The 20,047-nt window shown below is 68.3% G+C and carries 21 protein-coding genes; 10 read left to right on the forward strand and 11 right to left on the reverse strand.

From position 1 onward, the window contains the following. The first annotated feature begins 12 nt into the window (after positions 1-12). Positions 13-2,109: a TonB C-terminal domain-containing protein gene (locus RD110_RS01515; protein ID WP_076196018.1), complete on the forward strand. Its 2,097-nt coding sequence runs from the start codon at positions 13-15 to the stop codon at positions 2,107-2,109. 43 nt (positions 2,110-2,152) lie between these two features. On the opposite strand, the gene RD110_RS01520 is transcribed toward RD110_RS01515, so the two are convergent. Further along, positions 2,153-2,980, reverse strand: coding sequence for a PhzF family phenazine biosynthesis protein (locus RD110_RS01520; RefSeq protein WP_076196020.1), 828 nt, complete (start codon positions 2,978-2,980; stop codon positions 2,153-2,155). Between the two features lie 165 nt (positions 2,981-3,145). On the opposite strand from RD110_RS01520, the gene RD110_RS01525 reads away from it, so the two are divergent. Next, on the forward strand, positions 3,146-4,372 hold the full coding sequence (locus tag RD110_RS01525; protein ID WP_076196022.1) for a 6-phosphofructokinase: 1,227 nt from the start codon (positions 3,146-3,148) through the stop codon (positions 4,370-4,372). Positions 4,373-4,453: 81 nt separating this feature from the next. Continuing rightward, a complete protein-coding gene (locus RD110_RS01530; protein ID WP_076196024.1) occupies positions 4,454-4,636 on the forward strand; it encodes a hypothetical protein in 183 nt (60 codons plus the stop codon). Positions 4,637-4,650: 14 nt separating this feature from the next. On the opposite strand, the gene RD110_RS01535 is transcribed toward RD110_RS01530, so the two are convergent. From RD110_RS01535 to RD110_RS01545, 3 genes are read right to left on the reverse strand one after another with little or no spacing between them, the layout of a single operon-like run. Further along, on the reverse strand, positions 4,651-5,007 hold the full coding sequence (locus RD110_RS01535; protein ID WP_076196026.1) for an NIPSNAP family protein: 357 nt from the start codon (positions 5,005-5,007) through the stop codon (positions 4,651-4,653). After that, positions 5,004-6,758 carry an FAD-dependent oxidoreductase gene (locus tag RD110_RS01540; protein WP_076196028.1) on the reverse strand — a complete coding sequence of 585 codons (1,755 nt, stop codon included), beginning with the start codon at positions 6,756-6,758 and terminating at the stop codon, positions 5,004-5,006. Before RD110_RS01540 ends, RD110_RS01535 begins: the two co-directional genes overlap by 4 nt. 13 nt (positions 6,759-6,771) lie before the next feature. Next, entirely contained in the window at positions 6,772-7,575 is an 804-nt protein-coding gene (locus RD110_RS01545; RefSeq protein WP_076196030.1) for an SDR family NAD(P)-dependent oxidoreductase, read from the reverse strand. Positions 7,576-7,664: 89 nt separating this feature from the next. Between RD110_RS01545 and RD110_RS01550 the strand changes: the two genes are divergently transcribed. From RD110_RS01550 to RD110_RS01560, 3 genes are all read left to right on the forward strand, one after another. Continuing rightward, complete coding sequence (locus tag RD110_RS01550; RefSeq protein ID WP_076196032.1) at positions 7,665-8,582, forward strand: helix-turn-helix domain-containing protein; 918 nt, start codon at positions 7,665-7,667, stop codon at positions 8,580-8,582. A gap of 78 nt (positions 8,583-8,660) precedes the next feature. After that, positions 8,661-9,029, forward strand: a complete 369-nt coding sequence (locus RD110_RS01555; protein WP_076196034.1) for a hypothetical protein — start codon at positions 8,661-8,663, stop codon at positions 9,027-9,029. A 16-nt stretch (positions 9,030-9,045) separates the two neighbouring features. Beyond that, entirely contained in the window at positions 9,046-9,381 is a 336-nt protein-coding gene (locus RD110_RS01560) for a thioredoxin family protein (RefSeq protein ID WP_076196036.1), read from the forward strand. A gap of 113 nt (positions 9,382-9,494) precedes the next feature. On the opposite strand, the gene RD110_RS01565 is transcribed toward RD110_RS01560, so the two are convergent. Both RD110_RS01565 and RD110_RS01570 read right to left on the reverse strand, forming a co-directional pair. Further along, the gene (locus RD110_RS01565; RefSeq protein ID WP_076196038.1) at positions 9,495-11,078 is read right to left on the reverse strand and encodes an acyl CoA:acetate/3-ketoacid CoA transferase; all 1,584 of its coding nucleotides are present in this window, start codon (positions 11,076-11,078) and stop codon (positions 9,495-9,497) included. Between the two features lie 11 nt (positions 11,079-11,089). Continuing rightward, a complete protein-coding gene (locus RD110_RS01570; protein ID WP_076196040.1) occupies positions 11,090-12,250 on the reverse strand; it encodes an acyl-CoA dehydrogenase family protein in 1,161 nt (386 codons plus the stop codon). Between the two features lie 200 nt (positions 12,251-12,450). On the opposite strand from RD110_RS01570, the gene RD110_RS01575 reads away from it, so the two are divergent. Genes RD110_RS01575 through RD110_RS01585 form a run of 3 tightly spaced genes read left to right on the forward strand, consistent with a single transcriptional unit; the run spans position 12,451 to position 14,984 of the window. After that, the gene (locus tag RD110_RS01575) at positions 12,451-13,266 is read left to right on the forward strand and encodes an IclR family transcriptional regulator (protein WP_076196041.1); all 816 of its coding nucleotides are present in this window, start codon (positions 12,451-12,453) and stop codon (positions 13,264-13,266) included. A 38-nt stretch (positions 13,267-13,304) separates the two neighbouring features. Beyond that, complete coding sequence (locus tag RD110_RS01580; protein WP_076196043.1) at positions 13,305-14,126, forward strand: sugar phosphate isomerase/epimerase family protein; 822 nt, start codon at positions 13,305-13,307, stop codon at positions 14,124-14,126. 15 nt (positions 14,127-14,141) lie between these two features. Further along, complete coding sequence (locus RD110_RS01585; RefSeq protein WP_076196045.1) at positions 14,142-14,984, forward strand: shikimate dehydrogenase; 843 nt, start codon at positions 14,142-14,144, stop codon at positions 14,982-14,984. 65 nt (positions 14,985-15,049) lie between these two features. Here RD110_RS01585 and RD110_RS01590 read toward each other — a convergent pair whose 3' ends face one another. Beyond that, a complete protein-coding gene (locus tag RD110_RS01590) occupies positions 15,050-15,967 on the reverse strand; it encodes a LysR family transcriptional regulator (RefSeq protein ID WP_338053090.1) in 918 nt (305 codons plus the stop codon). A gap of 104 nt (positions 15,968-16,071) precedes the next feature. On the opposite strand from RD110_RS01590, the gene RD110_RS01595 reads away from it, so the two are divergent. Continuing rightward, positions 16,072-16,971 carry an SMP-30/gluconolactonase/LRE family protein gene (locus RD110_RS01595; protein ID WP_157900028.1) on the forward strand — a complete coding sequence of 300 codons (900 nt, stop codon included), beginning with the start codon at positions 16,072-16,074 and terminating at the stop codon, positions 16,969-16,971. 48 nt (positions 16,972-17,019) lie between these two features. Here the strand turns inward: RD110_RS01595 and RD110_RS01600 are convergent, their stop codons facing one another. From RD110_RS01600 to RD110_RS01615, 4 genes are all read right to left on the reverse strand, one after another. Then, entirely contained in the window at positions 17,020-17,379 is a 360-nt protein-coding gene (locus RD110_RS01600; protein WP_076196049.1) for a type 2 periplasmic-binding domain-containing protein, read from the reverse strand. A gap of 126 nt (positions 17,380-17,505) precedes the next feature. Continuing rightward, on the reverse strand, positions 17,506-18,531 hold the full coding sequence (locus tag RD110_RS01605) for an ankyrin repeat domain-containing protein (protein ID WP_076196051.1): 1,026 nt from the start codon (positions 18,529-18,531) through the stop codon (positions 17,506-17,508). Beyond that, positions 18,528-19,151 (reverse strand): sigma-70 family RNA polymerase sigma factor, encoded by a 624-nt coding sequence (locus RD110_RS01610; RefSeq protein ID WP_076204230.1) that lies wholly within the window; start codon positions 19,149-19,151, stop codon positions 18,528-18,530. Before RD110_RS01610 ends, RD110_RS01605 begins: the two co-directional genes overlap by 4 nt. Before the next feature lie 35 nt (positions 19,152-19,186). Continuing rightward, on the reverse strand, positions 19,187-20,011 hold the full coding sequence (locus tag RD110_RS01615; protein WP_076196053.1) for a hypothetical protein: 825 nt from the start codon (positions 20,009-20,011) through the stop codon (positions 19,187-19,189). Positions 20,012-20,047 lie beyond the last annotated feature (36 nt).

Below are 20,047 nucleotides of genomic sequence, written 5' to 3' on the forward strand. Positions count from 1 at the left end.
GTCCATTCCTACGTGTCCACTCTCGCCGAGCAAATCCCCATCGACGGCCTCTGGCCCAGTCCGCACTGGCGTCCCGAGCGCAAGCGCCTGCCGCTGGGGCTGCTGCTTTCGCTGCTGTGCCACGCGCTGTTGCTGAGCCTGACCTTCGGCGGCGACGGGTTCGGGCTGCCCGGCTTCGGTTTTCCATGGCAGGAGCGGCGCGCGGAAGTGCCCGATCTGCGCATCGTGCTCGACCCCGGGCCGGCCAAGGCCCCGGCGCCGAACGAGGGCGGTGGCGCAGCTGCGGCGCAGGTGCCCTCGCGCACCACGCCGACATCGGCCAAGCCGGTCGTGCGCGCCGACGCGCCCGCTCCCACTGCGCCCACGGCGCCTGAGCCGGCCCCGCCCATGGCGCCGCCCGAGCCCGTCCAGAAAGCGCCGCTGCCCGATGCCGCCACCGTGAGCGTGGCGCCGGCCGAGCCTGCGCTTTCCGCCGAGGACACGCTGAAGGAAAACCAGCGACTGGAGACGAAACGCCAGGACGGCGAACGGCAGGAGGCCGCACGGCAGGCGGCCGAACGATCGGCCGCGGCCAGGTTGGAATCGGCGCAGGCGGACGCGGCGGCGAAGGCGGCAGAGCGCGCGGTGGCCGAGGCGGCCCGGCTGGAGGCGGCGCGCGACGAAGCCGCGCGGCTGCAGGTCGAACGCGAGGAGGCCGTGCGCCAGGCCAGCGCCCGCCAGCAAGCCGCGGAAATGGCGCGCATCGAAGCCGATCGGCAGGAGGCCGAGGCCCAACGCCTCGCGGCCGTGGCCGAGGTGGCGCAGCGGCAGGCCGAGCAAGAGAAGCGACAGGAGAGCGAGCGGCAGGAGGCGGCCAGGGCGGAAGCGGCCAAGGCCGAAGTCGCGCGCCTCGAGGTCGAGCGCCAGCAGGCCACGCAACGCGCCGCGGCCATCCGCGATGCGGCACAGGCCGAGGCCTTGCGGCAGCAGGCCGAGCGTCAGTTGGCTGCGACTCAGGCGCTGGCCAGAGAGGCCGCGGCGCGGGAGGCTGTGGCACGGGAAGAGGCCGCGCGGCAGGAAGCATTGCGCGCGCAAGCCGAACGCCAGGAAGCCGCACAGCAGGACGCCGCGCGTCAGGAGGCGGCGAAGCGCGAGTCCGAACGACTGGAGGCCGAGAAACTCGCCGCAGCCAAACAGGAGGCCGCACGACAAGCTGCGCTTCGGCAGGAGGCTGCACAGCGGGAGGCGGCGAGACAGGAGGCGACGCGCCAGGAGGCCGTCCGTGCAGAAGCCGAGCGCCAGGAGGCCGCAAGACAGACCGCGGCCAAGCAGGCCGAAGCAGACCAGGAAGCCGCGCGGCAAGAGGCCGTACGCCAGGAGCTTGCCCGTCAGGCGGCTGCGAATGCCGAGGCCACGCGCCGCCAGGCCGAACGCGCGGAAGCCGCCCGGCAGTCCGCGGTGCAAGAAGAGGCGGCACGCCAGGATGCCGCCCGCAGCGAAGCCACTCGGCAGGAAGCCGAGCGTGCGGAGGCCACCCGCCAGGCCGCGGCCCGGCAGGAGGCCGCGCAGCAGTCAGCGGCGCAGCAAGACGCCGCCGGTCAACAAGCCGCGAACGCCGCCAGCCCCGCCGCCGCGAAGGCCGAGGCCAAGCGTGCGGCGGAGGCGCAACGCGAGGAGCGGCTGCGCGCGATCGGTCGCCAGTTGAACGAGGAAGCCGACCGGCGCAAGGCGGCCGAGGCCGCGCGCGACGCGTCCAACCTGCCCTATTCGTGGAGCACGGCGCGCCGCGGCCGCATCTTCGGCCGCGGCGACACCAACGCCGAGCTGGTGTTGTACGCCGAAGCCTGGAGCCGCAAGATCGAACTCAACATGACCTTCGACGCCGTGCGTGAGCTCGTGCGCCAACCGCACGCCGATCCGGTGGTGATGGTCGCCGTGCGCAGCGACGGCTCGGTGGAATCGGTGAACTTCGTGCGATCGAGCGGCGTGCCTGCTCTCGACGAGGCCATCCGCAACGTGGTGCAGAGCCAGGCCAACTACCCGCCTTTCCAGCCCGCGCTGGCCCGCGAATACGACGTGGTCGAGATCCGCCGTACCTGGCGCTTCGACGCGGCGATCCGGCTGTATTGACGCGCTAATTGCGGCGCGCCGGGGCCTGGTCGACGAGGACTGGCTACATGATCCGCGCGCTGCCTGAGACGCGGACAGAGGCGCCGATTTCGGGCGGTATGTCCGCCCGCAGGCGCGAACGCACGCCCATGTCCTCACCCTGCACGACATCGATGCCGCCGGCGTGCGGCCAGCCGATGTCGCGCAGGTAACCAGCCAATGCCGCGGTGCCGGCGCCCGTGGCCGGGTCTTCGTAGACGCCGCCCGATGCGAACGGGTTGCGGGTGTGGAACAGCGTGGCGGATTCTGCATGGGCCAGCACGACGGTCACCAGCGCGTGGGTCTGCATGAAGCGTCGGCCAGCGGCTAGCTCGTAGCGCATGGCGGCCAATGCGGCGCGCGACTTGAGTGTCAGCAGCAGGTGGTCTGCACCGGCGTGCGCGAGTGCCGGCGGCATGCGCGGGTCCAGGTCGGCCTGCACGTAGCCGAACAGTGCCAGTGCCTCGGCGACGAGGGCCTCGGGCGCAGGCTCGCTGCGGGTCGGTGGCGACTGCAGTGCCGCGGCTAGTGTGTCGCCCGTTCGGCGGCCCTCCACCGTGATGCGGGCGTGGTTGAGCGTGAGCGCGAAGATGCCGTCCCCATGCTGCAGGGCCAGCGCGGCACCCAGCGCAATGGTGGCGTGGCCGCAGAACGGAACTTCCGATTCGGGCGAGAAGTAGCGCACCCGCCAGCCATCGTTTGCAGGTGCGGCGAACGCGGTTTCCGAGAAGCCCACCTCGGCGGCGATGCGCTGCATGTCGGTGTCGCTGGGCAAAATCTCGGCAATGACGACGCCGGCCGGATTTCCGCCGGTCTGGCCTTCCGAGAAGGCTGCGATTTTCTGGATGTGCATGGCGTTCCTTTCGATCTCTGATTTGGCGCGATGCGGGGCTTCGGCGGGAGACGCCCCAGCGCAAAGGGTGACTGTATCCGGCCTGCTTTCGGTGGTGGTCCTGGCGGCTGGTTTAGGATGCGCGGGTCGACTTCGACCAGCGCTTGCACCAGCAGGAGAAACACCATGGCATCCGGAAGAATCCTCGTGGCGCAGGGCGGCGGCCCCACCGCCGTCATCAACCAGTCCCTGGCCGGCGTGGTGCTGGAGGCGCGGCGCTTCGGCCACATCGAGCGCGTCTACGGCGCGCGTCACGGCGTGCGCGGCATCGTGGACGAAGACCTGGTGGACCTGTCGCAGGAAACGCGGCACCACCTCGAAGGCGTGGCGGCCACGCCGTCGTCGGCCCTCGGATCCACGCGCGACAAGCCCGACCTGGCCTACTGCCAGGAGATCTTCAAGGTGCTGCGCGCGCACGAGATCGACCACTTCTTCTACATCGGCGGCAACGATTCCTCCGACACCGTGCGCATCGTCAGCGAACAGGCTGCGCTGGCCGCCTATCCGCTGCGCTGCATGCACATCCCCAAGACCATCGACAACGACCTGGTGGGCAACGACCACACGCCCGGCTTTCCTTCCGCGGCGCGCTTCGTGGCCCAGGCCTTTGCCGGGGCCAACCTCGACAACGCCTCGCTGCCCGGCATCTACGTCGGCGTGGTCATGGGCCGCCACGCGGGTTTTCTCACGGCCGCCGCCGCGCTGGGCCGCAAGTTCGCCGACGACGGCCCGCACCTGGTTTACCTGCCCGAGCGTACCTTCGTGCTCGAGCATTTCCTGGCCGACGTCAAAGCCGTGTACGACCGCCTGGGGCGCTGTGTGGTGGCGGTCTCCGAGGGCATCCACGATGCCAGCGGCGCACCCATCGCCACCTTGTTGGCCAAGGAGGTGGAGCGCGACGCCCACGGCAACGTCCAGCTCTCGGGCACCGGCGCGCTGGCCGATCTGCTGTGCGACGAGATCAAGGACAAGCTGAAGATCAAACGCGTGCGCGGCGACACCTTCGGCTACCTGCAGCGCTCGTTCCTGGGCTGCGTCTCCGACGTGGACCAGCGCGAGGCCCGCGAGGTCGGTGAGAAGGCCGTGCAATACGCCGTGGCTGGCGCCCAAAGTGGCTCGGTCGCGATCCGGCGGGTCGGCGACTACGCTGTCGACTACCTGCTGCAACCGCTCGAAGCGGTGGCGGGCAAGACGCGGGTGATGGAAGACGAATTCATCACGGCCAGCGGCAACGACGTGACCGAGGCTTTTCGTCTGTACCTGCGCCCGCTGCTGGGCACCGGGCTGCCAGACGCTTACCGGCTCCGGCACAACCCGGTGGCGAAGGTGTTGGGCACCGGATCACGCGGCTAAATATCTGGAGATTCGGCCTGTTGTCCCACGCGCAGGCTTCGGCGCGCTCCGCAGACTGGGCTTTTCAACCCAAGGAGCACCATGACCGATCCCCGCAATGTCGCACACGACAAAAAAGTCCAGCAGGAAAAGAAGCACCGTGGCGAGGAGATCGCCCCCGACGCGGCCGAGACGCCCCAGCCCGGACGCAAGCCGCACCTGATCCATCACGCGAGCGACGATGCGGCCGAGGCCGGCGCCGTCGAAGAGCGCACCCAGCCCTGACAGGGGCTTGATTTTCATCGCGGCGGTCGGCCCGCCATGCTTTGCAACGGGCTGGCCTTGATCAGCCGCGTCTCCTGCGCGGTGATCAAATGGCCCGAGGCCTTGAGGTAGGCCGGGAAGTCGGGATGCGAGTCGCGCGCCCGGCAGCGACGTTCGTAGTCGGCCAGGTCGTCGTAGCCCCACAGGTGCACGAACTGGTTCTGCGGCCCGACCAGGCTGGTGTAGAAACCGATCGGGTGGCCTAGCGTCTCTCGCAGGATCGGCATCGCCAGCCGGTCGAACACCTCGATGAACTCGGGCATCTTGCGCAGCGCGATGGTGTAGATGCGGTGGTCGATCAGCGGCTTGGCCATGTAGTCGATCGCGCTCATGCGTACACCTTGTCCTTCTTCGTGGCCATGACCACGTTGGCGATCAGCTGCGTGGCCTCGGCCTTGTCCGCGATGTGGTTGCCGGTCACATAACCGAAGGTCATGTTCGGCCCGTGTGTGATGCCGGCGCCGGGGTAGTTGCCGCCCATGATGCTGGCGCGGTCGTTGCCCACGGCGTAGAGGCCATCGATCGGCGTGCCGTCGCGCTTGAGCACTTCGCCCACCACGCTGGTCTGGATGCCGTCGAAGGTGCCGAGGTCGCCCATCACCAGCTTTACCGCATAGAACGGGCCTTGGGCCACCGGCGCCACGCAGGGGTTGGGCTGGTGCGCCGGGTCGGCGAGGTAGCGGTTGAAACTGGTGCTGCCACGGTGGAAGGACGGGTCTTCGCCCTGGGCGGCGCCGACGTTGTAGGCCGCCACGGTGGCCTCCAGCGTTGTCGCTTCGATGCCGGCGTTGTGCGCCAGTTCGGCCAGTGTGTCACCCTTGATCAGGTAGCCGTTGCGCAGGTGTTTGCCCAGCGGCATCGGCGCCGGCTTGACGAAACCCAGGCCGTATTTGGCGAGCGTGGGCTTGTCGCAGACCAGCCACATCGCAGTCTCCGTCTGGCCTTCGCAGGCGCGCGTGAGGGCGGCGCCGACGTCGTGGTACGAATTCGACTCGTTGGTAAAACGCTTGCCGTTGCGCAGCACACCGATCACGCCGGGCTTGTAGCGGTCGAGCAGATGGGGGAACACGCCGAATTCGCCATTCGCGTAGGGCACCTTGGACACCGGCATCCAGGCGGCCGAGTCCTTGAAACGGATGTCCACCGTCGCGCCCAGCGCCTCGGCCATGTTCACGCCGTCGCCGGTGTTGCCCAAGGGCGTGGGCGACAGGTGTTCGCCGCCGCGCTGCACATGCGGATAGGCCTGGGCGATGCGTTTCACGTCCTGTGGAAAGCCGCCGCAGGCCAGCACCACGCCCTGGTGCGCGGTCACGGTGAACTCGCCGGTTGCGGACTTGACCCGCACGCCGGTGGCGCGCCCGTCCTCCATCACGACCTCGCGCACCGGGCTGCCGGTGTGGATGGGGATGCCGAGCTCCAGCGCCGAAGCCGCGAGCCGCGCCGCCAGCGCATTGCCGCTGGTCACGTTGATGCCGCGGCGGTACAGCAGCAATTCCTTCATGTGCGTCACCAGGCGCCTGGCCACGTAGACGAAGGAGGTCAGCGACTTCGTCGCCTGGAAGAAATGCTTCAGGTCGGCATTGGACGAATTGAACATCATGCCGATGAAGGTGATGGTCTTCAGCGGCGGCTTCAGCCGCGCCATGTCCTTGCCCAGGCCGCGGATGTCGTAGGGCGCGGCCAGGATCGAGCGGCCGATGTCCACGCCGCCGGCGACGTCGGGGTGGTAGTCGGGGTAGAGCGTCGGCACGAACTGCATCTCGGTCTCGCGCTCGAAGAACTCGACCATCTTGGGGCCGTTTTCCAGGAAAGCTTCGACGGCGGCCTCATCGTAGAAGGCGCCGGTTTCCTTGCGCATGTAGGTGCGCACGGCCTCCAGCGTGTCGGCCTTGTTCTGCTTGCGGCCGTGCGGCCCGAGCGGAATCCACAACACGCCGCCAGACAGCGCCGTGGTGCCGCCGAACACGGGTTCTTTTTCCAGCACCACCACGTCGAGGCCGCGTTTCTTCGCGGTGATGGCGGTGGCCAGGCCGGCGGCGCCGGAGCCGACGACCACGAGGTCGCATTCGATGTTCTGGGACATGATGTTCGTCTCCTTATGAATTGTTAAAACCGGGCCTTGGCACCATGTCCATGAGCATCGAACTCATGCCACCGTCCACCATCACCTCGGCGCCATTCACGTAGGCCGAGCGCGGGCTCGCCAGGAACAGCGCCACGTCGGCGATGTCCTGGGGCTCGCCCACGCGCCGGCTGGCGGTGACGGCCGCGCGTTTGGCCTCGAAGCCTGGCTCTTCGTAGAACTTGGCCGACAGTGCCGTGCGGATCATCCCCGGGCAGATGGCATTGCTGCGCACGCCTTCCGGCCCCCATTCCACGGCGATCTGCCGCGACAAGAGCAGCACACCGGACTTGCTCGCGCTGTAGGCGCCGCTGCGCGCCTGTGGGAAGCGGGCCGAGATGGAGGCGACGTTGACGATGCTGCCCTGGCCGGCGGCGCGCATCGGCTTGGCGAAGGCGCGCGCGCACAGCAGGTAGCCGGTGAGGTTGACGGCCAGCACGGCGTTCCAGTCGGCCAGGCTCACGTCGTCGAGTGTTCCCGCGCGCAGGAAGCCTGCGTTGTTCACCAGCGCATGGCAGTCGCCGAGTTCGACTTGGACTTTTTCGGCGGCGGCGGCAACGCTGTCCTCGCGCGAGGTGTCGCAGGCCACGGCGATGGCGGTGTGGTCGGCGGCCCGCAGTTCGGCCGCCAGGGCTTCGCAGCCCGCCGCGTCGCGGTCGAGCAGCGCGACCGCCGCACCGGCATCGGCCAGGCCGCGCGCCACGGCCGCGCCGATGCCGCTTGCGGCGCCGGTCACCACACACACCTTGCGGGCCAGGCCCAGCCAATGTTCACTCATCTTGTCTCCTGTTGTTGTGGCTGGATTCTGGTTTTCCTGCGAGGTTTCCGAATTGACGATTCACGCCAAGACTTGGACAATTCCTGCAAATGGCCAGAAGCATCCCCAACTACGCGCTGTACGGCGACCAGGCCGAACCGGCGTGGTCCAACTCGTTCAACTTCGAGTGGATTCCGCAGCGCTCGGCGCCTTACAACTGGGAAATCCAGCCGCATGTGCACGATGCGTTCATCCAGTTGCTCTACCTCACCGAAGGCGGAGTGGACGTGCAACTCGACAACATGCGCCAGACCGTCTCCGCTCCTTGCCTGCTTCTGGTGCCGGCCGGCACCGTGCACAGTTTTCGCTTCGAGCGCGATACCAACGGCCCGGTGATCACCGCCACGCAGAAGCCGCTCGAATCGCTGGCCGCCGTGGTCATGCCCGAACTCGTGGCTACCATCCGCACACCGGCCGTGATCGCGCTGGACGGCGCCACGCGCTACACCGAGGCGCTGATGCCACTGTTCCTGGCTGTGGAGCAGGAGTCGCGCATCCATGCGCGCGGCCAGGTGGCGGTGGGCATGTCGCTCCTGACGGCGCTGCTGGTGCAGGTGTCGCGCATCCATGTGAGCCACCAGCCGACGACCGCGCCCATTCATTCGCGCAAGGCCGCGCAGATCGAGCGCTTCCGCGCGCTGCTCGATGCGCGCTTTCGCACGCGCTGCAGCGTCGAGTCGTATGCCGACGAACTCGGCGTGACCCCGGGCCAGCTCACGCGGCTGTGTCGCGAGGTGCTCGGCATGTCGAGCCTGGACGTGATCAACGCGCGGGTGATGCACGAGGCGCAGCGCGACCTGGTGTATTCGACGATCACCATCCAGCAACTCGCGGCGGCGCTGGGTTTCGAGGACGAGGCCTATTTCAGCCGTTTCTTCCGCAAGCACAGCGGGCAGACGCCCAAGGAGTTCCGGCGCCTGGCGCTGCAGCAGGTGGCGGCGCCCGCGGACGCTGTAGGAGCGCCCTGACGGCAGTTCGCGCCGCGGGCTCGCTGCGGCCGGGTCGGTCGCGTCGCAACATGGCTCATGTCGTGAAAGGACCGAGCCATGAACACCAACACCAAGCCCACCCGCCCGATGGAGCGCACGGACGGATCGAACCAGCCGCCTAGCGGTGCCGACGTGGGAGGCGTGCCGACCAACCTGCAGCACGGGCTGTTCGAGGACGATGCGGCCGGCGCGCCGGCCGGTGCCGATGCGCCTTTGGACGCGGACTGGGCCGCGCGCGAAGCCGCCGCCAAGGGCGACACGGATCCTGACGCGGGTGTGGCCAAGCCGGCGGAACGCCGCGAACCGGGCCACATCGACTCGGCGCTGGAATCGCTCGGCGAGGCCATTTCCGACCCCGTGCGCGAAGCGGCCGAAGAGGTGTCTAATGACACGGGGACGGATGCTGCGAGACGTACGTCACGTTGAAAACGAAGAGGCCACCATGAGCAATGAATACACCAGCGCCGAGCCGTCACGGGCCGACATCGACGCCACCCGCGGCCTGATGGTGCTGGAGTTCGGCGATGCCTATTGCAGCATCTGCGCAGCAGCCCGACCGGCCATCGAAACCGCGATGCGGACGCGGCCCGAAGTGAAGCACCTGAAGATTGCGGACGGCCGAGGCAGGCCGCTGGGCCGGTCGTTTGGCATCAAGCTCTGGCCGACCCTGGTGTTTCTGCAGGACGGGCGCGAGGTCACGCGGCTGGTGCGGCCGATGGACGACCAGCCGATCGCCATGGCGCTGCAGTCCTTGCGGGCGGATGTGGCACCGGCTTGACTTGAAGCGGGCCTTCGACAGGCTCAGGACGAACGGGGAATGCCCTTCCACAAGCTCAGGGCGAACGGGGTCTATCAGCCGTTCGTGCTGAGCCTGTCGAAGCACTGCCCAAACTACCCCTCAGCGGCCACAAAAAACCGCGCCGCCATCACCTTCACCTCGGCGGCAATCTTCGGCGCAAACCCCATCTGGTCGAGCACGTCGCGCTGCAGGTCGATGCCCGGCGCGATCTCGAACAGCTCAACGCCTTCGGCCGTCAGCCTGAAGTTGGCCCGTTCGGTGAAGTAGAAAACCTGCTGCCCGCGCACCAGCCCCTGCGGTCCGCTGAAGGTGATCTGCTCCACCTGCGGCACGAGTTTCTGTACCGCGCCCTGCTGCACCACGCGCATCTCGCCGTCGCCCGTAGCCAGCTTCACACCCTTGGCGGAAAACGTGCCGCAGAACACCACCTTGCGCGCGTTCTGGGCGATGTCGATGAAGCCGCCGGGGCCGACGGTCAGCCCGCCCAGGCGCGACACGTTGACGCTGCCCTGCGCATCGAATTCGCCGAAGCCGAGGAAGGCCACGTCGAGCCCGCCGCCGGCATAGAAGTCGAACTGCGTGGCCGCGTCCAGCATGGCGCTGGCGTTGCGCGCGTAGCCGAACAACACGCCGTCCATCAAGGTGCCGCCGTAGGTGCCATGTTCGATGGTCTGGTAGATGCGGTCCATCTGGCCGCGTTTGGCCAGCAGCTTGGCCACGGCATCGGGTACACCCACGCCGTAGTTCACCACCGGCCGGGCCTTGCCGGTGTTGAAGATTTCTTCCGCGGCACGGCGCGCGATGGCTTGGCGTTCGCTGAAGGCATCGGCCGGCACAGCATTTTCGGCGGCGTGGTCGGCGCTCTCACTTTGATAGCGTGCTGCGCCCGTCAGTTCTCCGCTGAAGGCCGGATCGAAGGGGATCGCATAACTCGTCTGCTGGTCCGGGTCGACCACCACAGCGTCCACCCAGGCGGCCGGGATGCGCACCTCGCGGGCCTTGAGCGCGCCGCGCGGCAGCCGTTCCTTGACCTGCACGATCACCTTGCCACCACTGGTGCGCGCGGCCAGGGCCAGCGACTGCGCGTCCAGGTTCGCGGCCTCGTGTTCGAAGCTGATGTTGCCGTCCTCGTCGGCCGCGCTGGCGCGCACCAGCGCCACGTTCACCGGGAAGGGCTTGTAGCGCAGGTATTCCACGCCATCGACCTGCGTGACCTCGGCCAGGTCCTCAACCGCCGACTTGTTCATCTTGCCGCCGCCCAAGCGCGGGTCGCACACGGTGCCCAGGCCCACATGGGTGAACAGGCCGGGCCGCGCGCCGCCGATCTCGCGCAGCAGCTGCGACGATACGCCGCCGGGCAGGATGTAGGCCTCGATCTTCTCGCGCTCGGCGAGTTGCTGCATGGCCGGCGACCAGACCCAGTGCCCGCCGATGACGCGCTTCACCAGGCCCTCGTGGGCGAAGCAGTTCATGCCCTTGCTCTTCTTGTCGCCGATGCCGAGCGCATGCACCACGGTGAGCCGCTTCGGCGACTGCGTGGCGAGATAACGTGCCTGCACGGCTTCGAACAGGTGCGTGGCCTCCATCAGCCCGCCGCCGCCGCCCATCAGGCCCACGGTGTCGTTGTCCTGGATCAGTGCCACCGCTTCGGCGGCCGTCATGAACTTGGATGCCATGGCGCGCCCCTTCAACGGTTCAGCTCGAAGAGGGCCGCGCCCTTCTTCATCACCGTCTTGGCGATCACCGTGCGGTGGATTTCGCTCGTGCCATCGAAGATGCGGTAGATGCGCGCATCGCGGTAATAACGCTCGATCGGCAACTCCTTGCAGAAGCCCATGCCGCCGAAGACCTGCACCGCCCGGTCGACCACGCGGCCCAGCGTCTCGGCGGCGTGCACCTTCACCATCGCGATGTGGGTGCGCGCGTCCAGGCCCTGGTCGATCATCCATGCGGCGTGAATCACCATCCAGCGCGCGGCGTTGATTTCGATCACACTGTCGGCCAGCATCTGCTGCACCATCTGGAAGTCGCCGATCTTCTGGCCGAACTGCTTGCGTTCATTCGCGTATTCGTTCATCAGCTCCAGCACGTGGCTGGCCTTGCCCACGGCGCGCGCGCCCACCTGGGCCAGTCGCACCACGTTGAGCGCGCCCATGGCCAGCTTGAAGCCCTGGCCCTCGGCGCCGAGCAGGGCCAGCGGCTCGAGCGGCACGTTGTCGAAGAACAGTTCCAGGTGCGGCGTGCCGCGCAGGCCCATCATCTTTTGGTCCTTGCCGATGGTGAAGCCGGGCAGGCCCTTGTCCACCATGAACATCGAGATGTCCTTCTCGCCGGTCTTCGCAGAGACCAGGAAGAAATCACTCCATTCGCCGTCGCTGATGAAATGTTTGCTGCCGTTGAGCACCCAGCCCGTATCGGTTTTCTTCGCGTGGGTCTTGATGCCTTGCGCGTCCGAGCCCGCGCCCGATTCGGTGATGGCGATGGCGCAGGTGCGCCTGCCTTCGACCGTGGGCGTGAGCCAGCGCGCCACCTGCTCGCCCCGGCATTCGAGGATGGGCTCGTAAACGTTGCCGAAGGCCCGGCGGATCAGGATGTCGGTGGTGTGGCCGAACTGCTCCTCGCACAGGATGCGGTCCACGGCCGACAGGCCGCCGCCGCCGAGCTCGGCCGGAATGTTCATCGCATAGAGGCCGAGTTCCTTGGCTTTTTCATGAATGACTTCGGCCTTGGCTTTCTCCAGAAAACCTTTTTCCTCGACCTCTTCCTCCAGCGGCTTGAGTTCCTGCTTGATGAAGCGGCGAACCGTGTCGATCATCATTTTCTGTTCGTCGCTGAGCTCGAAATTCATGGGGTCTCCTGAAGGCGAATGGGTGAAAGCCACCACGGGTGGTGGCGAATGACCCGATCCTATCCAAAACTGGAATACTATTCAACTATTGAATTTAATTCTTCTATCGTGGTAAATTCCAGCCATGTCCCGCGCGCCATCCGATCCTGTACGCTCTTGCCCCATTGCCGATTGACCCAAACGACACACGCTGGAGCCCCATGAACGGAATACTGGAACGAACCCTCGGCATCCTCGAATTGCTGGCCTCCCGGGGCGAAGGCATGGAACTGGCCGCCATCGCCGACCAGCTCGACATCCCACGCAGTGCCGTGCACCGCCTGCTGGCCGACCTGGTGCGCTGCGGCTACGTGCGCCAGAGCCGCGACCACGGCGAATACATGCTGACCACCAAACTGGTCTCGCTGGGCCTGAGCTTCCTCGGCAACACCGGCATCGTCGACGTGGCCCAGCCCCTGCTGGACCGACTGGCGGAGATCTCGGGCGAGCTGGTGCGGCTCAGCGTGGTCGACGGCACCCGCCTCACCTGGGTGGCCCGCGCGCAGGGCGCCCGCCAGGGCCTGCGTTATGACCCGGACATGGGCAGCGATGCACGCATCAGCTGTTCGTCGTCCGGCCACGCCTGGATGCTGGCCTTGAGCGACGAGGAGGCGCTGGCGCTGGTCGCGCAGCAGGGCCTGGGCCTGCCCGGCGAATTCGGCCCGAACGCGCCCACCTCGCTCAAGCAGCTGCTGGAACAGGTGCATGCCGCGCGCGAGCGCGGCTTCAGCATGACCCGCGACACCTACACCGCGGGCCTCTCCGCCATGGCCGCACCGGTGCGCCTGCCGGGCCAGCCGCCGATGGGCATCATCAGCATCGCCGGGCCGAGTGCGCGCTTCACCGATGAACGCATGCTGGCGCTGGCGCCGCAGCTGCTCGACTTCGCCGCGCAGATGGCCGCGGCCAGCCGCGCCTCGCCCTTCTTCAACCGCAAGCCGCAGCCCGTGGGCCGGCAGCCGATCTACGCGCCCTGATGCGCACCCCCTGATTCTTCATCCGCAAAGGTTCCACCATGCTGCCCGATTTCTCCATGGCCTATCTCACGGCCGCCTCCTTCACCGCACCCGAGGCCATCGAAGTGGCCGCGGAAGTCGGTTACCAGCAGGTCGGCCTGCGCCTGATGTCGAACGGCCCGGGCGCCATCTTCCAGGAACTGCTGGACGCACCGGAAGTCCTGCGCGAAACGCTGGCTCGGATGAAGGACACCGGCGTGCAGGTCTATGACCTGGAGATCATCCGCATCGGCGACAACTTCAATCCCGACGACTACCTGCGGCTGTTCGACGCCGGTGTGCAGCTGGGCGCCAAGGCCGTGCTGGTGGCTGGCGACGACAAGGACGCGGCGCGCCTGGCCGCTTCGTACGCCCGCCTGTGCGAGGTGATGCGGCCCTTCGGCCTGAACGCCGACCTCGAGTTCATGCCGTGGACGCCGGTCTCCGACGCCAACGCCGCGCTGGCTGTGGTGCGCGCCGCGGGCATGCCGGCCAACGCCGGCATCCTGGTGGACGGCATCCATTTCGGCCGCTCCCACACCAGCCTGGCCGACATCGCCGCCATCCCGAAGTCGCTGCTGCATTACGCGCAACTCTGCGATGCCACGCCCGGCACCGACTTCACCGAAGCCGAGCTGATCCACACCGCACGCATCGAGCGGCTGCTGCCGGGTGAAGGCGGCATCGACCTGACGGGCCTGTTCGCCGCGCTGCCACGTACACTCCCGGTCAGCGTGGAAGTGCCCAATGCCGTGCGCATGCCACTGGTCGGCCCCAAGGAATGGGCGCGCCAGTGCCTGGAAGCGAGCCGGGCCTTCATCGCGAAGTTGCCACCTCCCTAACAAGCTTTCCAAGACATGTCTTCACACCCTTCATTCGGCCTGGCCGGCGTCATGGGCTGGCCCGTGACCCACTCGCGTTCCCCGCTGATCCACAACCACTGGCTCGCGCAATACGGACTGAAGGGCGTCTACGTACCGCTGCAGGTGCACATCGACAAGCTGGCCGACGCGTTGCGCGGCCTGCCGGCGCTGGGTTTCGCCGGCTGCAACCTCACGCTGCCGCACAAGGTCGAAGCGATGAAGCTCGTCGACCGCGTCGACGAGACCGCGCGCCGCATGGGTGCGATGAACTGCGTCGTGGTGCAGCCCGACGGCTCGCTCAGCGGCTTCAACTACGACGGCGCGGGCTACATCCAGAGCCTGCTCGACGCCAAGCCCGACTGGCGCGCCGATGCCGGCCCCGTGACCGTGCTTGGCGCCGGCGGTGCGGCGCGTGCCGTGGTGCTGAGCCTGGCCGACCGCGGCGCCAAGGAAATCCGCCTGCTCAATCGCACCTTCGACAAGGCGCAGGCGCTGGCCACCGAATTCGGCGCCCCGGTGCGCGCCGTGCCCTGGGAACAACGCGACGCGGCGCTGGCCGACGCGGCCCTGCTGGTCAACACCACCAACCAGGGCATGCACGGCCAGCCTGCGCTCGACATCTCGCTCGACCAACTGCCCAGGACCGCGCTGGTCTCCGACGTGATCTACATCCCGCTGGAAACCCCGCTGCTCCAGGCCGCGCGCGAACGCGGCAATCCCACGGTGAACGGCCTGGGCATGCTGCTGAACCAGGCGCGGCCGGCGTTCAAGGCGTGGTTCGGGGTGATGCCGGAGATCACGCCGGAGCTGTTGAAGAAGGTGCTGGCGACGTTCTGAGGCCGCCACGCCGGTCGAGACGCGGCTGCCGGTGGGCGACCTGCCTGGCACGGGCGTTCGCAGTGTTAATCTTTCCGCCAGCCCGGCAGCTTCGCCAGCCGTTCGGACAGCTCCTTCAGCCAGACCTGCAGCAGCGAGGGGCCGCCACGCGCGGGTTGCACGGCCCATAGCGGCCACAGCGGCAGCTGCCATTGCGGCAGCAACTGCACGAGCCGGCCGTCCTCGAGCGCATCCGCCACGGCATAGCGGTGAATCACGCCCGCGCCCGCGCCGCTGAGCAAGGCTTCGCGGTGCGCGATGATGGCGTCCGTCCACAGGCGGCATGGCGGCTCGATCAAGGCACGGTCTTCGCCACGGACGAACACGAAAGGCAGGCGTTGGCGAAGGCCGGAAAAGCCCACCCAGGGCAACTGCGCCAACTCTGCCGGATGCGCCGGCATCCTCGCCGCCACGAGCGTACGGCGAGCCACAGCCACTTCTTCAAGTTGTCCCAGCGATTGCGCCACCAGACCGGAGTCCGGGAGCCTGCCGATGCGCAAAGCCAGGTCGAGGTCCTCGCGCACCAGGTCCAGGTCGCGGTCCGTGAGCTTGATGTCGATGCGGACCTCTGCATGGCGTCGCCCGAATTCAGCGCAAAACGGCGTCACCACCAAAGCGCCGAAGGCCGACGGGGCGGTCATCCGCAACGTACCCTGCGGCACCGAGCCGCCCGTGCTCAGGCGCTCTCGCAGGGCCTGGTCGGCGCCCAGCCACTCCCGCGCATGTCGGTAGACCTGCTCACCGGCCTCGGTGAGGCGCGTGGCGCGTGTGGTTCGCAACAGCAACGCGCAGCCGTAGAACTGCTCCAGCTCTCTCAACTGTCGGCTCACGCTGGACTGGGCCAAGCCCAGGTCACGCGCCGCCGCCGACAGGCTGCCGCGTTCCGCGACGCGGGCAAAGGTCCGTAGCAGGGGGAATGGAGGTCGCTCACTTGATCTGGCCAGTCGCCGCTATCGGCGCCGCGGATGAATGTTATGCGCAGTCGTGCGGGACTGAGAGGCCCCCGTTCGAAAAAATCGGGGCCATCACCACTTCATCGGGAGCATCCATGCGTCATTCTTCCATCTTTGCGATCCTGCTGGCAGCCACGGTGGCCGGTGCCCACGCCGACGAGCCGCCGACCTGCGACCTGCTGGCGGCACCGCCCAAGGTGGTCGCAGAAGGCTTCCAGTACACCGAAGGCCCGAGCTGGTCGCCGCAGGGCTACTGGGTCTTCAGCGACATCCCGGCCAATACGGTCTACCGCTTCGACGGTCGCGCACCGGCGACGGTGTGGCTGCGGCCCTCGGGCTACGCCAACGGCAATGCCTTCGATGCCCAGGGCCGTGTCTGGAGCGCCCGCCATGACCGCCACCTGTCGCGACGCGGCGCCGACGCAACGGTGGATGTGGACGTGGACCGTTTCGACGGCAAGCCGCTCAACAGCCCGAACGATCTGGTCGTGGCCGCCGACGGCGCCGTCTGGTTCAGCGACCCGGCCTTCGGCATCAGCGGCTACGGGCCGGCCAAGGCGCCGGAGGAGCAGCCTGTTCGCGGTATCTACCGCTGGAAAGACGGCCAAACCACATTGCAGACCGGCGCCCTCAAAGACCCGAACGGCCTGGCTTTTTCGCCCGACGGCCGGCTGCTTTATGCGGCCGACACCTTCGTTGGCATCGTGCGCTTCACGGTGGACGCGCAGAACCGGCTCGGTCCGCCCGAGGCCTGGGCCAGCTTGCCGCCCCGGCCCGGTCAGACGGCCAATGCCGACGGTTTGAAGGTGGATCGCGCGGGACGGGTGTGGCTGGCCGGGCCCCAGGCGATCGGCGTGTTCGAGCCCAGCGGCCGTCTGCGCTGCCGAATCGAGATTCCGGCACCCCATGTGGCGAACCTCTCCTTCGGTGGTGCAGACGGTCGCCAGGCCCTGGTCACGGCGAGCGATCGCCTGTGGCTGCTGCAGCTGCGTTGATCTGGCCGATCCCCGTTCTCGCGGGGCGGTACACCTTCGGGTGGCGCCTCAACCCGCCTGCGGCAACAGGCCCACGAAGCGGTCGGCCAGCGTGGGCCGGGAGCGTGCGGCCCACACCGCGCTGAGCTCCATCGTGGGCAGCAAATGCCCTTCCCGGATCTCGCGGTAGTCCACCCCTGGAAATACCACCCGGGCGGTCGCACTCGACACCAGGGCCACGCCGCAATGCGCCGCCACCCACGCCAGCACGGTGATGGTGCGGCTGGCTTCCTGCATGACCTCGGCATGGGCGCCGCGTTTCCAGCCGTTCCCGAGCCACGACCAGCCGGTGTGGATCGAGCGTGGCGAGGTCGTGGGCGACGTCCCCGGCGAGGGCTGCGGACCCGGTGGCTGCTGGTGCCGCCGCATGGAGGCGGGTTACGCCGAAGCGCCGCCATCTTCTGCATCTTCGAATTTGTGAGTCAAATCCGTTGTTGGTCGAGGGAATACTTGGACCAGTAGCTATCTAAACCATAGCAAAAGAGATCTTCCTCATCAGGACGCCTCTTCGATCAATTCGGCAATGCGTTCACGCTTCAGTTGCCGCGCGTGCTGCAGGGCCGTCATGCCGCGCCGGTCGACCAGGCCCACCTTGGCACCGGCCGCCAGCAGGCGTTGCACCACAGCCGCGTGGTTGTGGATGGTGGCCAGCATCAGCGGCGTGTGGCCGGCCGGATCGGCCGCGTCGAGCGGCGCGCCGCGCGCGAGCAGGCGGTTGATCTGCGAGGCGCGGCCGGTGCGTGCAGCTTCCTGCAGGGCGCTGGCCAGCGGCAGGGTCGAGATGAGGGCGGCGCGGCGTGGCTGCTGCGGATCGCCTTCGTCGTCGCGTGACATTTCGTTCGCCAGCGGTGTGTGCGACAACGCGCTGGGCGCTACCGGCGCGGCGGTGGCTTGCTCCGGTGCCGGCATCGCGGATGGCGCTGGCTCGGGGGGCGGTGGCGCCAGTTCCGCGGCGGCGGACTTCTGCTGTGCCGCCACGCCGTCGGCCTGCGCTTGCGCTTGCGCCTGCGCCGTCGTCGGTGGAGCCGCGGGCTTCGGGGTGCGGGCGACCTCGGACTGCTTCTTTTCCGATCGCAGCGCGGGGGCGGGTGCTGCGCGTGGTGCCGGTTCTGCGGGCGCAACGGGTGCGGTGGGGGCCATGGTTTGCGCTGGCGTGGCGGGTGCGGCAGCTTCACCGAGCACACGCGTGCGTGTTTCCGTCGGTTCGCGGTCGAACTGCAGCACGAGCAGGCCGGTGAGCCCGGCCAGTGCCACGCTGGCCAGCAGCGACAGCTTCCAGCGCGACAGGTTGGCGGCGGGGCGTGCTGGCACGGCCGATGCCGCCGCCGCCGCAACCTTTGCGGGCGCGGTGGCAGGCCCGGCGGCGAGCACGGCGTTTGCATGCGCACGCACGGCATCGCGCACATGGCTGGCGGGCCGGCGCGGGTCGGCTGCGCTGGCCTGGTGGTAACGGCGCAGCAGTTCGTCGGCGGCCGGCTCGGGTTCGAGCCAGGGGTCTTGCGGTGGTCGGGGCGCGGTCATGCGAACTCCTGTAGCTGCTGGCGCAGGCGTTGGCGGGCGTAACGCAGGCGGCTCTTCGCGGTTTCGAAGTTCACACCGGTGGCGCGGGCGATGTCTTCCACGCTGAGGCCGCCTTCCGCCTGCAGCAGGAAGGCCTCGCGCTGCTCGGCGGGCAACTGCTCCACCGCTTCGATCAGCGCCTCGGCCTGCTGGCGCGACTGCAGTTGCCGCAGCGGCCCCAAGCCCGAGTCGGCGGCCAGCGTGTCGAGCAGCGTGCCGTCCTCTTTTGCGTCGTCGTCGAGCCGCAGGTCGTGCCGGTCGCTGCGGAAATGGTCGATCAGCCGGTGGTGCGCGATGGTGAACAGCCAGGTCTTGAAACGTGCGCTCGGCTGGTAGCCGGTTCCGCCGTCGGTTGACGCCCTCAGGCTGCCACCCTGGCGCGCCACGGCGAACCACACATCCTGCAGCAGGTCGTCGGCCACCGCCGCGATGCGCACGCTGCGCAACAGAAAGCGCCACACGCCGAGTTCACGGCGCGCGTAGAGAGTGTCGAAGGCCGCGATATCACCCGCCGCGTAGCGCAGCATGAGCGCTTCGTCGGGCTCATCTACGTTGGGGTCTGGGAGGGCAGGGCCGGGCATGCGCGGCATTATCCGGCGCGCGCCGGGTGGCAGGCTCAGCGGCGCACGGGTGGATCGGGCACATAGGAAGCCGTGGCCGAGCCCGGAAACGGGTCCGGCACCGGCCCGCGTACCGGTGGCCGCGCAATGACGCCGCTGGCCAGCAGATTGGCGTAGCTGTCGTAGCGGATGCGCACGATCTCGTCGGGCCGCGTCTGCTGCCGTTCGAATTCGGTGGTGGTGACCACCGAGGTTTCGCGCGCGCCATGCCCCGTGCCGAGCTTGGCCGCCGGGGCCGGCGCAGCAGCCGGGGCTGCGGCATCGGCCAGCGTGCTTTTTTGCGAGGCGGTGGCGCTTTCGTTGGCGGACTCCTGCGCAGGCGCGGCGCGCTTCTCGCGCATGCGGCTCGGCTCGGGCACGACCACCACCGGCTCCGGCACGCGCTCCCGGAACAGCGCCACGCCGATCACGCCGAGCTGCCCCGGCCGCCCGGTGCGCGTGGCATAGGCGTCGCCGGCATCGGCGAATTCGAAAGCCGCCACCTCCTGGTCGCTCTTGCGCCAGCCCGTGATCTGGTAGCCCTGGCGCGCGGCGAACACATAACCGGTCTGCTCCCAGGCCGCCGTCTCGCCGCTGATGACGTTCACGCCATCGACCGAGGCCACGGCCAGCAGCCGTTCGCCCAGCGCGTTGCGCACCGAGACCGCATACCGCGCACCTGGCCGGCCCGCCACCCAGTATTCGCCGCGGTGCGTGTAGACGGGCAGCCGCGCGCCGGTGTCGCGGTCCACGAGGGTCACGTCGGCGAGGCGGCCGACGGCGTGGGCCTGCAGAGTGGCGGCGGCCAGCAGGAGGGCGAGGGTGATTGGTTTGAGGTTCATCTTTCAGGTCCAGGAAAGTGTTGGAGCTGACTGAAA

The sequence above is a fragment of the Rhodoferax koreense genome (assembly GCF_001955695.1).
GTDB classification, from domain to species: domain Bacteria; phylum Pseudomonadota; class Gammaproteobacteria; order Burkholderiales; family Burkholderiaceae_C; genus Rhodoferax_B; species Rhodoferax_B koreensis.

Coding starts and splice junctions, on each gene's coding strand:
- RD110_RS01520 (WP_076196020.1), bottom strand. CDS start 2,980: ATGCACATCCAGAAAATCGCAGCCTTCTCGGAAGGCCAGACCGGCGGA.
- RD110_RS01525 (WP_076196022.1), top strand. CDS start 3,146: ATGGCATCCGGAAGAATCCTCGTGGCGCAGGGCGGCGGCCCCACCGCC.
- RD110_RS01530 (WP_076196024.1), top strand. CDS start 4,454: ATGACCGATCCCCGCAATGTCGCACACGACAAAAAAGTCCAGCAGGAA.
- RD110_RS01535 (WP_076196026.1), bottom strand. CDS start 5,007: ATGAGCGCGATCGACTACATGGCCAAGCCGCTGATCGACCACCGCATC.
- RD110_RS01540 (WP_076196028.1), bottom strand. CDS start 6,758: ATGTCCCAGAACATCGAATGCGACCTCGTGGTCGTCGGCTCCGGCGCC.
- RD110_RS01545 (WP_076196030.1), bottom strand. CDS start 7,575: ATGAGTGAACATTGGCTGGGCCTGGCCCGCAAGGTGTGTGTGGTGACC.
- RD110_RS01550 (WP_076196032.1), top strand. CDS start 7,665: ATGGCCAGAAGCATCCCCAACTACGCGCTGTACGGCGACCAGGCCGAA.
- RD110_RS01555 (WP_076196034.1), top strand. CDS start 8,661: ATGAACACCAACACCAAGCCCACCCGCCCGATGGAGCGCACGGACGGA.
- RD110_RS01560 (WP_076196036.1), top strand. CDS start 9,046: ATGAGCAATGAATACACCAGCGCCGAGCCGTCACGGGCCGACATCGAC.
- RD110_RS01565 (WP_076196038.1), bottom strand. CDS start 11,078: ATGGCATCCAAGTTCATGACGGCCGCCGAAGCGGTGGCACTGATCCAG.
- RD110_RS01570 (WP_076196040.1), bottom strand. CDS start 12,250: ATGAATTTCGAGCTCAGCGACGAACAGAAAATGATGATCGACACGGTT.
- RD110_RS01575 (WP_076196041.1), top strand. CDS start 12,451: ATGAACGGAATACTGGAACGAACCCTCGGCATCCTCGAATTGCTGGCC.
- RD110_RS01580 (WP_076196043.1), top strand. CDS start 13,305: ATGCTGCCCGATTTCTCCATGGCCTATCTCACGGCCGCCTCCTTCACC.
- RD110_RS01585 (WP_076196045.1), top strand. CDS start 14,142: ATGTCTTCACACCCTTCATTCGGCCTGGCCGGCGTCATGGGCTGGCCC.
- RD110_RS01595 (WP_157900028.1), top strand. CDS start 16,072: ATGCGTCATTCTTCCATCTTTGCGATCCTGCTGGCAGCCACGGTGGCC.
- RD110_RS01600 (WP_076196049.1), bottom strand. CDS start 17,379: ATGCGGCGGCACCAGCAGCCACCGGGTCCGCAGCCCTCGCCGGGGACG.
- RD110_RS01605 (WP_076196051.1), bottom strand. CDS start 18,531: ATGACCGCGCCCCGACCACCGCAAGACCCCTGGCTCGAACCCGAGCCG.
- RD110_RS01610 (WP_076204230.1), bottom strand. CDS start 19,151: ATGCCCGGCCCTGCCCTCCCAGACCCCAACGTAGATGAGCCCGACGAA.
- RD110_RS01615 (WP_076196053.1), bottom strand. CDS start 20,011: ATGAACCTCAAACCAATCACCCTCGCCCTCCTGCTGGCCGCCGCCACT.